Annotated in this window: 16 protein-coding genes; 2 read left to right on the top strand and 14 right to left on the bottom strand. The window is 46.3% G+C overall.

The window, feature by feature from the left end; genetic code table 11:
- Nucleotides 1-286: 286 nt before the first annotated feature.
- Entirely contained in the window at nt 287-850 is a 564-nt protein-coding gene (locus Q1V85_RS21480) for a DUF308 domain-containing protein (protein ID WP_300603061.1), read from the bottom strand.
- 206 nt (nt 851-1,056) lie between these two features.
- On the opposite strand from Q1V85_RS21480, the gene Q1V85_RS21475 reads away from it, so the two are divergent.
- On the top strand, nt 1,057-2,187 hold the full coding sequence (locus Q1V85_RS21475) for a serine hydrolase domain-containing protein (protein ID WP_300603058.1): 1,131 nt from the start codon (nt 1,057-1,059) through the stop codon (nt 2,185-2,187).
- A gap of 165 nt (nt 2,188-2,352) precedes the next feature.
- Here Q1V85_RS21475 and Q1V85_RS21470 read toward each other — a convergent pair whose 3' ends face one another.
- The 12 genes from Q1V85_RS21470 to Q1V85_RS21415 form a co-directional block, all read right to left on the bottom strand.
- Nucleotides 2,353-2,571 carry a hypothetical protein gene (locus Q1V85_RS21470; protein WP_300603055.1) on the bottom strand — a complete coding sequence of 73 codons (219 nt, stop codon included), beginning with the start codon at nt 2,569-2,571 and terminating at the stop codon, nt 2,353-2,355.
- A gap of 425 nt (nt 2,572-2,996) precedes the next feature.
- Nucleotides 2,997-3,569 carry a TlpA disulfide reductase family protein gene (locus Q1V85_RS21465; protein ID WP_300603053.1) on the bottom strand — a complete coding sequence of 191 codons (573 nt, stop codon included), beginning with the start codon at nt 3,567-3,569 and terminating at the stop codon, nt 2,997-2,999.
- A gap of 66 nt (nt 3,570-3,635) precedes the next feature.
- On the bottom strand, nt 3,636-3,968 hold the full coding sequence (locus Q1V85_RS21460; protein ID WP_300603051.1) for a hypothetical protein: 333 nt from the start codon (nt 3,966-3,968) through the stop codon (nt 3,636-3,638).
- 33 nt (nt 3,969-4,001) lie between these two features.
- Nucleotides 4,002-4,964: an ion channel gene (locus Q1V85_RS21455; protein ID WP_300603049.1), complete on the bottom strand. Its 963-nt coding sequence runs from the start codon at nt 4,962-4,964 to the stop codon at nt 4,002-4,004.
- A gap of 57 nt (nt 4,965-5,021) precedes the next feature.
- Nucleotides 5,022-5,438 carry an EamA family transporter gene (locus tag Q1V85_RS21450; RefSeq protein ID WP_300603046.1) on the bottom strand — a complete coding sequence of 139 codons (417 nt, stop codon included), beginning with the start codon at nt 5,436-5,438 and terminating at the stop codon, nt 5,022-5,024.
- Between the two features lie 13 nt (nt 5,439-5,451).
- Complete coding sequence (locus tag Q1V85_RS21445; protein WP_300603044.1) at nt 5,452-6,237, bottom strand: phosphatase PAP2 family protein; 786 nt, start codon at nt 6,235-6,237, stop codon at nt 5,452-5,454.
- A gap of 2 nt (nt 6,238-6,239) precedes the next feature.
- Complete coding sequence (locus Q1V85_RS21440) at nt 6,240-7,103, bottom strand: TonB-dependent receptor (RefSeq protein ID WP_300603212.1); 864 nt, start codon at nt 7,101-7,103, stop codon at nt 6,240-6,242.
- Nucleotides 7,104-7,186: 83 nt separating this feature from the next.
- Complete coding sequence (locus tag Q1V85_RS21435; protein WP_300603042.1) at nt 7,187-8,455, bottom strand: TonB-dependent receptor plug domain-containing protein; 1,269 nt, start codon at nt 8,453-8,455, stop codon at nt 7,187-7,189.
- 33 nt (nt 8,456-8,488) lie between these two features.
- On the bottom strand, nt 8,489-8,914 hold the full coding sequence (locus Q1V85_RS21430; RefSeq protein ID WP_300603039.1) for a hypothetical protein: 426 nt from the start codon (nt 8,912-8,914) through the stop codon (nt 8,489-8,491).
- 214 nt (nt 8,915-9,128) lie between these two features.
- On the bottom strand, nt 9,129-10,379 hold the full coding sequence (locus Q1V85_RS21425; protein WP_300603037.1) for a HAMP domain-containing sensor histidine kinase: 1,251 nt from the start codon (nt 10,377-10,379) through the stop codon (nt 9,129-9,131).
- The gene (locus Q1V85_RS21420; RefSeq protein ID WP_300603034.1) at nt 10,376-11,053 is read right to left on the bottom strand and encodes a response regulator transcription factor; all 678 of its coding nucleotides are present in this window, start codon (nt 11,051-11,053) and stop codon (nt 10,376-10,378) included. Before Q1V85_RS21420 ends, Q1V85_RS21425 begins: the two co-directional genes overlap by 4 nt.
- A gap of 48 nt (nt 11,054-11,101) precedes the next feature.
- Entirely contained in the window at nt 11,102-11,368 is a 267-nt protein-coding gene (locus Q1V85_RS21415; RefSeq protein ID WP_300603031.1) for a hypothetical protein, read from the bottom strand.
- A gap of 307 nt (nt 11,369-11,675) precedes the next feature.
- Between Q1V85_RS21415 and Q1V85_RS21410 the strand changes: the two genes are divergently transcribed.
- On the top strand, nt 11,676-12,092 hold the full coding sequence (locus Q1V85_RS21410; protein ID WP_300603028.1) for a VOC family protein: 417 nt from the start codon (nt 11,676-11,678) through the stop codon (nt 12,090-12,092).
- Between the two features lie 160 nt (nt 12,093-12,252).
- On the opposite strand, the gene Q1V85_RS21405 is transcribed toward Q1V85_RS21410, so the two are convergent.
- The coding region (locus Q1V85_RS21405) for a hypothetical protein (protein ID WP_300603025.1) at nt 12,253-12,492 on the bottom strand (240 nt) is incomplete at its 5' end.

Below are 12,492 nucleotides of genomic sequence, written 5' to 3'. Positions count from 1 at the left end.
TTTTCGAACATTTACGGGCAATGCGGAACCGATAAAATCTGCGTTGCAGGCCTGGTTATGACACCCTTTCGCACAACCTTATTTTTGAGACGCTCTTATTGGCGTCACAACCGCCATTCCACTTGATTTTATCTTTCGCTGTGCGGCGGACGCCCCGCGAGTATGTAATCGCTTCGTTAGCATGTCAAAATTATTGCTGCCGCAAACAGTGAAGCCTGATTTGAATGAAGCCTATTCGAAAACAGATCCTTACCGCCAACGACCGCGAAACAAAATTGATAGCGGATCAGGATTCCAACCGCTTTTTCAATTTCCGCAACCGCAATGAAAGCACGATCTGAACGATGCCCAGCATTAAAACAGAAACCGCAGTATAGATGATGATCGTCAGTCCGCCGAAGACGGGGTTGCCGATCATCAGCAAGGCAAAGAGGATCCCGATGATGGCCATAAACAGCACGCCGCCCCAACCGGACACCTGCGCCTTCTTTAAATGAAAGGCATAAAACACGCCCATCAGGGCACGGAACAAAATGACGATACCAATGTACATCGGCAATACGGCCATGGTAAGCGCCGGTGAAGAAAGGAGGAAGATGCCAAACAGCAGGTCTACAATACCGCCAAATAAAGACCAGCCCCAGCCCTGGTCGTGCTTGTGGCTGCTGACCGCATAGGCAATTTCAAAAACACCCGCTACCAAAAATGTGGAAGCAAAGAAAATGGACAGGGCGAGATAAGAGGCTACCGGCTGGTTAAAAATATAAAAGGCCAGCAATACAAACAGGATCCCGGAAACAAGAAGCAGCCACCAGTTTTTCAGGCGCTCTTCCAACAATGTTGTGCTCATGGTATTCAGGTTTAACCGTTAAAAGATGGATTTTTCCGCTATTCAAAGGTCACCGATCGTTTGCCACTTCGCTCAAAGTTATACAATAAGTTTGACCTTTTCTGCCTTTGTGCCGGGCAACGGATAAAAAAAGTGATCAATTTTCCATTATACTGAGCAAAGACGAAGTATAATTGTATCTTTCTTTTCCAAACCACTGATCAACGATGAAACATTGTTTTTTTATCATGCTCCTGACGGGGCTATTGCTGGGGAACGCAACGGCACAAACTTCTGTTGAAACGAATCTATTAAAACTGATGCAGCAATATCAGGCTATTGGCTTATCCGTAGCTGTTGTAAAAGATAATAAGATCATTTTCAATAAGTCTTTCGGATACAAGAACAGGGAGGATAAAACCATTATCCAGAACACCGATATCTTCCGTATTGCTTCTATTTCCAAGTCCTTTACTGCCACTTCGCTGTTGCAGCTGGTGGAAGCCCGCAAGCTGAGCCTGGATGATGCGGTAAGCAAACTCGTTGGCTTTAAGGTGCACAATCCTAAATACCCCGATGTGCCGATCACCCTCCGAATGATCCTCTCCCACACATCCAGCATCAACGATAAAAACGGTTATTTCACGCTGGATGCCATTAACCCCGATAAAAATCCCAACTGGGCGCAATGCTATAATGATTACAAACCCGGGGAAGGTTATCAATACTGCAATCTGAATTTTAACCTGGCCGGCAGCATCCTGGAAAAATTTTCCGGAGAGCAATTTGACCAGTATGTAAAGAATCACATTTTAAATCCGCTCCGTTTATATGGTGGCTACAATGTAGATTCGCTGGACCGCAACCGCCTGGTGCCGCTTTATGAATACAACGATTCTTCAAAAACCTTTGAAGTTGCCCCGGGTGCGTATGCTTCTCCAAAGGCTAAGCTGGCCAACTATACCAGGGGATACAGCACGCCTGTATTTTCGCCTACCGGTGGCATGAAGATCTCCGCCCTGGACCTGGCCCGGTATATGATGATGCATATGAACTATGGTACCTCCAATAATGTACGGATCATCAGTGAAGCAAGCAGCAGGACCATGCAAACCAAACTGTCCGACAAGGAGAACTACGGCCTTGCGCTTTGGTCAACCGAAAAGTTAATAGACGGTGAAAAAATGGTGGGCCATACCGGTGATGCCTATGGGTTGTTCAGCAGTATGTTTTTTCAACCGGAAAAGAAATTTGGGTTTGTGGTCATCACCAATGGCTGCCTGCCGCAGTATAAAAAATCAGTAGTGGCATTGTTGTATGATGTGATTAATGAACTTTATAACGGGATGGTGAAATGATTTGGGTGCTTGCCTGGTGACGGGGAGACCGGCGGGACATTGAGCGGAGGCTTTCACTGGTGGCCGGAGCTTATAGGCCATTTCTGGCTTAACTAAACAGCAGGCCCTGGTCAGAAGACCAACGCCAGCCTGGTTTGTTTTTATGTAATGCGCTTTGCACCCCGATTATTCCATTTGTGATGCAAACTCAATGGCCTCGATGACAAAAGGACCATTGTCATTTCGAGCGCAGCCGAAGCAAGTCTTCGGGAAAGCTCTGGAAAAAACAATCCGCTTTTGCAAGCGATGCTGAAAAAGACCGGTAAATCCCAAGCCGATGGGAAAACCGGGCGCGGCGCTACTATATATACCGTTAATAAATTTGTAAAGAGATTGGAATTTCATTAAGTAAGTTTTTTGATGATCCAATTTTTAAAGGGAAATAGAACTGCTATAATAAATAATACCACATCATTGAGGGGACTGGTGGGACTTGGAGAACATGGGTATTGCAGCTATTTCTTGGAAAAGTGAAATAATTACGTGTTGCCCTGGTCGACCAGGGCAAGCAATCATACCCTGGGGATTACTCAATGTCGAACCAGTCGCCCAAGTCCCCCGAAAACAACCAGCTGCCCTATATTGAGCTGCTGAAGTGTGCGACGCAAGACAGCTGCCATCGGCACTACAGCCGGGACAATAAAAAAGCCCTATGACGGGCCTACACATTTACCAGAACATGCATAAAGCAAACGGGCTAACAAGGGAGCAACGTTTTCCGTTAATACCCCTGTTAACCCATCAACTTATTAACCTGTTAACGTATATAATTACCCCTTCAGCAGATCTACATACTCCTGGGTATCATAGTCTTCCATGCCTTCCATTTTCTTGATCAGCTCTCCTTTTTCATTAAAAATAAAAGTGGAAGGAATGGCCTGTACATTAAAGAGGAGCGGCAGGTTTTCCGCGGGGAAAAACACCGGCATGTTTAAGCCCTGTTTCTTTTTAAATGCCGCAGCGTCTTCCATCTGATCATCTACCGACAGTAATACAAAGGCCACTTTTTCTTTATCCGTTTTTTTATACAGGTTCTGAATGGAAGGCATTTCCGCGCGACAGGGCGGGCACCAGGAGGCCCAGATATTCACCACCACTTTTTTTCCTTTCAGGGATTCAAGGGTTACCGGCTTGCCCTGCTCGTCTGACATTTTAAATGCCGGCATCATCGATACCGCAGGTGTTGCCGGTGCTGTATTCGTTTCCACATTGGGTGCCACTGTTGTTGTATCTGTTGCAGCAGGTGCCGTGCTGTTAGCCGTATCCGGCTTTTCTTCATTTTTACAGGCTGCAAGGGTAACCATACCCAACCCGATCATTAGTATAATAGTATTCAGTTTCATTCACTGTTTTTTGATTGTTAAATTAAGATTATATATGCCCAGCCTCTTGTTACCAGCGGCTTTATTTTATATCACAACAGGGCAACCACGCGGAGGCGCATCAATGCATTCGGGAAAAGGATCTGCCGGAAAGCGGGTCTTTGCCGGTGGGTAGTTCTTCTTCAGGATCAATGCAGCCAGCACCGGTACATATTCCACCACAACCGGTTCAATGGCAATACCCGCAACACCACAGGAAGCCGGGGCCTCCATATCTCCGGCCGGAACGGGGTGCTTACCGGCTGCCGCACTCACCTGGTGCATCAGCCGCTTGCAGGCCGGTCTTAACATAGGCATGCTGAACAACAGGATCCCTGCTGCCAGCAAACTATATATAATAATATGGTACCGTATTTTCAAGCGAGGCAAATTTAAAGAAATGCATGCAAATCATCAGATCGCGGCTTCGGGATGCTGCCGGTAGTCGTGCAATTTGGATAATTCCACAATGGTGCCCCTTCCTTCCGGGGATTCATGATACACCGGAACAAATTTTGCCCCGTTCACCAACTCACCATAGGTATAGCTGGTACGTGCAATTACCGTGTTGGAAAAATCTTCATCAAAAGCCTTCAGGTAGACCATCATTTCAAAATCGGCCTGCTCCAGCTCCGCCATGGTCATATTGTACACCGGGCTTTCCTCGTTGATGGGATGCACCACCGTCCAGGATATATGCAGTGAATTAATGGTATTGAACTGCAGGGGCAGGGAAAAATACCGGTAACTGTCCTGACCGTTCTCATTGATCAGCATGCTTACCGTAACCTGTATCGACACTTCACTAAGCGTGGCGTTTTTTATGGGCGCCATACGAAACATAATGGCCTTTCCTTCCCGGAAGGGCGCAATAATGGCGTGTTTACTAAACCGGATATAGGCCCGGGGTTTTACAAAGCGGCCATACAGCAAACCGGTAATGATGGCCAGGGTGAGAATGCCCACCAGCGCTTCAATGGAGGCAATGGTATTGGTGATAAACCCGATGGGACTGATGCGGCCGTATCCTACCGTGGTTAAGGTTTGCGAAGAAAAGAAGTAGGCTTCCTCGAAGGTTTCTATGGGGGTGCCTCTTACAAGTCCCTGTAAATGGGGAATACAAAACAAATAATAAACAGAAGCAAACAGCAGGTTGATGATGGTATAAAACCCGATAATTAGCAGACCGAATTTCCAGCTGCTCAGGTTGATCAGGAAATTGTAAATACTGTATTTATCAAACACCGATCCCGACCGGTTGACCACATTGACGCTGCCATCTTTATTGATAAAACGGGCGTACTTGGCCGTTACCGCCGTATTCAGCCCGGTATTGTCTACCGTTTTTCCCTGTGCCCGTTTTCTTCCCATTGCCATAGGGTGAAATTATTAAAATAAATCCGAATACAGATCATGGGCAACGTTGCCGTTCTTTTATGCCCGGATCATTAAAACAGAACCGGAGGCGATCAGGAGCACGCCCACCAGGGCTTTCCAGTTGAGCGATTCGTTTAAAAACAGGAGGGAAAGCACAAACACAAACGGTACACTCAGCTTATCTACCGCCGCCACCTGGGAGGCCTTGCCCATTTGCAGCGCCTTAAAATAACAAAGCCAGGAAAGCCCCGTGGCCACACCGGAAATAACCAGGAAGAGCAGGGAATGCCGGGATATGGAACTAAGTCCCTGCTGCTCCCGCTTTACAAACACAATGCCCCAGGCCACCAGCAATATCACAATGGTGCGTATGGCCGTGGCCAGGTTGGCATTTACCGAAGACACACCGATTTTTGAAAAGATGGCTGTGAGCGCCGCAAAAAATGCCGACAGCAATGCGTAAAACCACCACATATAAATTGTTTTACTAAAAATTCTTTACCAATCCGACCCCGTACGACCTGCCCGAAACAGCGGGATAAAAATACGTGGTACTTCCCTGCCTGTCTTTTTTCTGGCCGATATGCAATTTATTGTAACAGAGATAGGCCAGGTTAGTAGAAGCGATACCAAACCCTGCGCCCGCCACCACATCACCCAGCCAGTGCCGGTTGTTATACATCCGGAGCACACCGGTTGCTGTTGCCACCAGGTAGCCGCCAACGCCATACCAGGGCGATACATCCTTGTATTCTCTCCGGAGAAACTCAGCCGAAGCAAATGCTGTTGACGTATGCCCTGAAGGGAAGGACAAACGGTTGCTGCCATCCGGGCGCTCCACATTGGTAATATGCTTTAACGGTACCGTCAAAGCCGCATTGATCCCCAGGGACATGGCATACAGGATAGCCTCATGCCCCAGCGTATTTTTTCCTTTTATCCCCAGCCCCCGCAGCGCAAACACTGCCAGTCCGGGCGTGTATTCCAGCACATTGTCGATATGCGTTGCGAAGTTCGGATGGTCTTCTACAATTTCGTTCCGGGTCGTTTGATTCAATCCCTTGAACAGATTGGTACCATCTGCCAGTCCGCCCAACGCGATCAGCGTAGCCGGTGCAATAAATTGTTTTAACCGCACTGGGCTACCGGAGGCCGGCTGCTCGCGAAGCCGTATCTGAGCGGAATCAACAGCCGATACAGTAGAATCCTGCTGGGCCAACAGGGAAGAAAAGGATGAACTAAAACACAGGTACAGGAATATGATTTTCTTCATGCTCACAATTTAAGACGAATCGACAGATTTACCACTCTTCCGTCGATAGGTGCCCATAGCGGTTTAAATTGCGGATCGGTTACCGACCCCGTATACAAGGCTTCTACCTTACTTTGTTTATAGTTCAGCAGGTTCTCGCAATTCAATACCAGGGTTACATGATCGCCCAGGTGCTTTTGAATCACCGCCGCCATAAACATATAACCGGGCGTATTGGAGCCATCCAGCCGTTTTTGACTTCCGTTATAAGAACCTTCCAGTCCGGTCAATAAGCCCGCTTTTTCAAAATCCCGTGCCAATACAAAAGAAGTCCGGTTCCTGGGGGTTAATGGCATAAACTGATTTTGAGGGAGATAGTTGCGGGTCACCACGGTATAGGTGTACCCGGCATACAGCTCCCATTCATCCAGCTTGGCCTTCACATAGGTATCAAAACCGCGGCTGAGCACATTTTTATTCCCGTTCTGATAGAGCAGGGTTCCATCCGGATTAATGGTTCCGTAAATCGGATCTTTGATCTGTGTAAGGAAGAAGGCCTGGTTAATAAACAGGCTGTTTCCACCCTCCCATTCCAACTTGTAATTCACTTCTGCATTATATCCTACCGATTTTTCAGGCGTGATACTGGCTGGCAAGGCGGCAATTTTATCCGGGGTATAATCCATATACCAGGGCGTAAACGGATTGGGCACTTTATAGCCCCAGCCTACTCCCAGGCGGGTGGCCCAATGCTCATTAAACCGGTTGAAAAACGCCAGCCTTGGCAAAAAGAAGTTGCCATATTTCTGATGATAGTCATCCCGAAGGCCCAGTTCCAATGTAGCCTGATCTTTTATGGTCCAGGTATTTTGTGCAAAGGCCCCGATGGTATTATTGTTCAGCGAAGCGATGGGGATAAACTGATTCTGATGCGTTGCCTTAAACTGGTCGCCGGTTACGTTTACCCCGCCTACAAAACTGTTCTTATTTCCGTAAGGCCGGTTACGTTTACCCCGCCTACAAAACTGTTCTTATTTCCGTAAGGGATCAGTGTAGACAACTCACTGTAGTAACTCAGCTGGTTGCCTTTATAATTCAATTGGGCATCTGCAAAATTATTGGTATAGTCACTTACCGTATTTTTAAAATACAGGCTTTTACCGCTATCGAAATGGTGCTCCACCACCAGTTCGCCGGTATGACGTGTTGTGTTGTTTTGCTCAAAATACTGGTGCACGGCATCGGAGTTGCCCTTTAATACCTGCATATCCCCTCCCTTCGTATTATTCGCATTCCCGTTATAACCAAGGATGATGGTGGTATTTTTTGGATAGAAAAACAAACGCGGGTGTATATTATAACTATTCAGTTTCGGAACATCCGAAAAGCCATCCTTGTTTACATCCACCGGGTTCTGGTGTATATACCCGCCAAAAAGCGTATACCCAAATCCTTTATACCGTTTCGACAAATAGACATTTCCATCGGTCTCCTTCAGGGTGGTCTGGTTCAGCGTAAGGGTTCCTTCCTGCGCCGCTGTTGGCCGTTTTGAAATAATGTTAACCAATCCGCCAATGGCGCCACCACCATATAAAGTAGAGGCTGATCCTTTTACTAGTTCGATCTGTTGCAGATCCAGCGGCGGAATGGTAAGGATGCCAAACCCACCGCTAAAGCCATCATACAGAGGCATGCCATCCCGCAGGATCTGGGTGTAGCGCCCATCCAGCCCCTGGATGCGCACATTGGAATTACCCGATGTGGCACTGGTTTGCTGGATCTGTACACCGCTTACATCACCCAGAATACTGGCGATATTAGCGGGCCGGATACCATTTTCCTCGTTCATTTCTTCCTTCCCCAGCACTTCTACTTTTATAGGTGCGTTTTCGATGGATTGATTATTCCGGGTAGTAGATACTACCACTACTTCATCCATTTCCCTGGCAAGGGCATTCATTTTTATAACCAGCGTCGTATCGTGCGTAATATGAATCATCAATAGCTCCTTTTCATAACCCACGGCGGAAAAAGAAAAATTGTGGATCCCTGCCGGAACCGGCAAAACAGCAACGCCACTGCTATCAGCAATGGCTGTTGCTTTTCCATTCTCAGAAACGGTAACCCCCGGAACTGCCTTATCCGAAACCGGGTTTTGAAACTGAAACCGCAGTTTTGACTGGGCATGGACATTCAAACTAAAAATAACTCCTGTCAACAAAACAAAAATTCGGTACATCGTATGCGTTCGTTTTTATAATGCGTCTGCCGGCTAATCCTTTTGTGTACGTAAAAAATTTCCTTTTTCATCAAACAAATAATCCGTCTTCTTGATTTCAGCCTCGTAGGATACGGTACCATCTGCCTTTATGATTTTAGCAGTTTCGGTTACGACGCCCAATTTTTTCCGGGCGATATAATCCTTTGCTGCCTTGGGAAATGCATCCCCGGATATGGCCGTTTCTGTTTCTACCAGCTTGCCGGCTTTGTTATACACGGCACTTGTCTTTACACCCTTGTTGATAAAGGAGGCTTCACAATTACCATCCTCCGGTTCCCATTTCGCCTTTGTGCCTGGGTACTGATGCTCAAAAGCAGTTTTTACAGCAGCCGGTACAGGAGCCGCGCTTTTTGACTGGGCGAACCCGGTAAGGCTGGCCGCCGCAAACAGGCCGGCCAGTAAGATCTTCGTTTTCATTTTCAACATTTTTTTAGAGTAGGATAAAAATCGGACAGTATAAAATTGGGGGGTGATTCTGTAGAAAAATGGAATTTTTACAACCAGCCAGCTCCTTAACAAAAAATTAGGGGCTTAAGATGCTGTTTGTTTCCCGCAGATCCCGCCGATGAAACGCAGAAATACATCACATCCATTGAGTTTGCGCTTATCTGTGAAATTTGCGGGCGCTGCATCAGGGAAAGACAACCGAAAAAAAATGTTGCTGCTCCCTGAACCGGTACTGCAATTGGTATCCATATAACTCGCAGATCTGTTTGCAGATCTCCAGTCCCAGCCCCACACTCCTCGAATCGGTTGACTGTTTTTGAAACCGCTGAAAGATCTGCTCCTCATTTAATGCTGAACCGGAAGTGGTATTGCTAATCGTAAAGATATGCTGGGTTAATGATAACCCGATCCTACCCCCTGAAGCGGTATGCCGGAAGGCATTTGAAAAAAGATTACTGACCAGGATATCGATCAACGGACCATTTGCCTCCACATGGCAGGTTTCCAGCAAGCCTGTCTCCAGTTGGATCTGTTTCTCTGCAATCATGTCTGCAAATTGGTCCGCAGTATGCAAGACCACGGTTTTTACTTCGATGGGTTCGGTTTCCGGGAACTGGTTGTTCTCTATTTTTGTTAACAGCAACAACGTACGGTTCAGCTTTTGAAGCTTGCGCACACTCAGGGTCAACTCTTCTATAAGTCCCGCCTGTTCCCCGTTTACAGGTGTTTGCAGCAGCAGGTCCAGCTTACTTTGAATAATGGCCAATGGCGTCTGTGTTTCGTGGGCCGCATTTTCCGTAAATTCCTTTTGCGCCTTATACAGATTGGCATTCCGCAGTATCAGCGCGTCCAGCGAACGGTTCAGCGCTTCAAACTCCTGTATGGCCGTCTGTTCAAACTGAGGGGTTTGATGTTTGTCTACCCGATAGTCAGCAAGCTTGCGCAACGTATCCTGGAAGGGCCTTAAAATATTACGGGAAAGATTCCGGTTGATCAGGAACAGGCCGGCCAGCAGGAAAAGAATAAAAACAAATTGCAGCAGGGATATGCTTTTTACAAGATCCGCATCCTCCAGCATGGATTTCTGTATCTGCAGTGCGTAGTACTTCCCGTTTACATGGATCACCGATTCCAGTACCCGGTGCTTTACCCTTTCATGATCCTCAGGTATGAAAATATCTTTACTGTAAAACGTATCGCGTACCGTTTTATTAGCGGTAGGTGTAATCACCACACTGTTATTGTAAGAGGTAAAATCCTCCGGCGGACCGTTCTCCAGCTTCTGCTGGATCCAGGCTTTCTGGTAGCCCAGCGATTCATCCAGGTTATACATCATAATGCGCTGCACCAGCAGATAAAACAACGGCACCGATAAAATGGCCAGCAAGATCGTATAAAGGCTATACCGCGTGGATATATAATGGATCAGCTTCAAAGCACTTCAAATTTATACCCCATCCCGTAAATTGACTTAAGGTAATCATCTGCACCCGCAGCCGCCAGCTTCTTTTTCAGGTTTTTGATATGCGCATAGATAAAGTCAAAATTTTCGAACAGATCGGCATCCGAACCGGAAAGGTGTTCGGCAATAGCTGTTTTGGATAATACGCGGTTTTTGTTAACGATAAAATAGATGAGCAGATCAAATTCTTTTTTTGTAAGGTCCACCACATTATGGTGTACCCTAACCATCCGGGAAGCCGTATCTATTTTGATTTCGTTCAACTCCAGCTCATTGCTGCCCTCAAATTTCCTGCGACGGATTACGGAAGCCACACGCGCACTCAATTCAGGCAGATAAAAGGGTTTGGCCAGGTAATCATCTGCCCCCAATTGTAACCCGGCTATTTTATCGTCCAGCGCATCCTTGGCAGAAACCACAATGATCCCATCCATACGTTTATCCCGTTTCAGGATCCGGAGCAGGTCGAGCCCGTTACCGTCGGGCAACATGATATCCAGCAGGATGCAATCATAATCAAATACCTCTGTTTTAGCCAGCGCATCTGCGGCGGTTGTTGCTACTGCACAGGTATAGCCTTCCTGTTTCAGGTAGGTAACGATACTTTTGCTTAATGCAGGCTCGTCTTCAACGATCAGGATATTCATTCCTGCAAAGTTGGATGATAATACTGAAGGGAAACTGAATTTTAGACACTAAAAATGAACATCGATAATGCTGTTCAACGGGATCAGGATACCTCCTTTTAATGAAATATAATTTTCCGTGAGCGACCATACGGTTGTTTCTACAGACTGGGGCCCCTCGGTGGTATTAAATGTAACGGTTGTTTTACTCTTAAATTCATTACCCAGCCGCACGGCATAACCCAGATGCTCTTTCCAATGAATACTGCGGTCTTCCTCTGCCTGGATAATATGATACTGCTCTATTGCCTCTTTGGGAATCAACTTTTCAAACATAGGATTTTCGTTTAATCTAATCTACCCAAATTTACTGGTAAATCTTGTTTCACCTTCAAATTTTTGCATAAAAAACCCGGTTTGTAAAAAACCGGGACCTCATCTCATAGGGTCGGGACTGCAAATCGGCCCTGGCCTTTCCTGAGAAGCTATTGTAGCCCCCACGTGCATTCTACATTTTTATAAAAGGCATATTTATCATTCATTATAGACGCCTAAAAATAGGCAAATTGCGTATATTTAAGAGTTAGCGGTCATTGCAACAGACACAATTTAAGTAACGCACATATAGCAAAACAAACGAAAAATGTATCAAAGAATAGCACATATTGCTTTAGTAGTTGACGACTACGATGATGCCATTGAGTTCTATACAAAAAAACTGGACTTTCGGTTGTTAGAAGATACAAAACTAAGTGAGGACAAAAGATGGGTAATGCTATCACCCCAAGGAGCAAAAGAATGTTGTTTGTTATTGGCAAAAGCTTCGAATGAACGGCAAAGCTCAATTGTTGGCAATCAAACCGGAGGACGCGTTTTCTTATTTCTTTTTACCGACAACTTTTGGAGAGATTACGAAAAATTGAAAAGCAGGGAGATAAATTTTGTAAGACCACCACAAGACTTTGAATATGGAACAGTTGCTGTCTTTGAAGATTTATATGGAAACTTGTGGGACTTAATTGAGCCAAATGAACATAACAAAGGACTACTTAGCAATTAGACAAAATTAAATTAGCATGCACTGGCGCTATACCACGGCGTCACGGACCGCGCCGTTAGCATGGAGATGGATGAATTTTCCGTATGGTTTTATTTAATGAAACTGTTAGAAGCCGCCTATATCCAATCCCGCGGCGTGGATATTTATCCCGTTTGCGATTTTACCGAACCGTAATGGGGCGGCCATCCTGGTAGAAGAACGTAACCCCCGTTCCGTCACCCTGAGCGGAACAAAGTGAAGCCGAAGGGTCTCTCAATTTGGTAGTGTTTAGTTCTTTGTGTAAATAAATATTAAGTAACTGTATTGGAGAGTTAACCACCGGGCAGGTGAAGCGAAGTGAGGCGGAGCGTAGCGGAGCCGAACGAAGCGAACCTGCCCGGGTTGCGGCCGGCGCTTTGGC

The sequence above is a fragment of the Niabella sp. genome (assembly GCF_030150205.1).
GTDB lineage: Bacteria > Bacteroidota > Bacteroidia > Chitinophagales > Chitinophagaceae > Niabella.
The sequence above is the reverse complement of the archived record's forward strand: the minus strand, read 5'-3'. Positions and strand labels throughout refer to the sequence as shown.

Excerpts from the sequence above, each read along its gene's own strand:
- Q1V85_RS21470 (WP_300603055.1), bottom strand. The coding sequence starts at position 2,571 with ATGAAATTCCAATCTCTTTACAAATTTATTAACGGTATATATAGTAGC.
- Q1V85_RS21415 (WP_300603031.1), bottom strand. The coding sequence starts at position 11,368 with ATGTTTGAAAAGTTGATTCCCAAAGAGGCAATAGAGCAGTATCATATT.
- Q1V85_RS21465 (WP_300603053.1), bottom strand. The coding sequence starts at position 3,569 with ATGAAACTGAATACTATTATACTAATGATCGGGTTGGGTATGGTTACC.
- Q1V85_RS21475 (WP_300603058.1), top strand. The coding sequence starts at position 1,057 with ATGAAACATTGTTTTTTTATCATGCTCCTGACGGGGCTATTGCTGGGG.
- Q1V85_RS21455 (WP_300603049.1), bottom strand. The coding sequence starts at position 4,964 with ATGGCAATGGGAAGAAAACGGGCACAGGGAAAAACGGTAGACAATACC.
- Q1V85_RS21420 (WP_300603034.1), bottom strand. The coding sequence starts at position 11,053 with ATGAATATCCTGATCGTTGAAGACGAGCCTGCATTAAGCAAAAGTATC.
- Q1V85_RS21450 (WP_300603046.1), bottom strand. The coding sequence starts at position 5,438 with ATGTGGTGGTTTTACGCATTGCTGTCGGCATTTTTTGCGGCGCTCACA.
- Q1V85_RS21430 (WP_300603039.1), bottom strand. The coding sequence starts at position 8,914 with ATGAAAACGAAGATCTTACTGGCCGGCCTGTTTGCGGCGGCCAGCCTT.
- Q1V85_RS21480 (WP_300603061.1), bottom strand. The coding sequence starts at position 850 with ATGAGCACAACATTGTTGGAAGAGCGCCTGAAAAACTGGTGGCTGCTT.
- Q1V85_RS21435 (WP_300603042.1), bottom strand. The coding sequence starts at position 8,455 with ATGTACCGAATTTTTGTTTTGTTGACAGGAGTTATTTTTAGTTTGAAT.
- Q1V85_RS21410 (WP_300603028.1), top strand. The coding sequence starts at position 11,676 with ATGTATCAAAGAATAGCACATATTGCTTTAGTAGTTGACGACTACGAT.
- Q1V85_RS21445 (WP_300603044.1), bottom strand. The coding sequence starts at position 6,237 with ATGAAGAAAATCATATTCCTGTACCTGTGTTTTAGTTCATCCTTTTCT.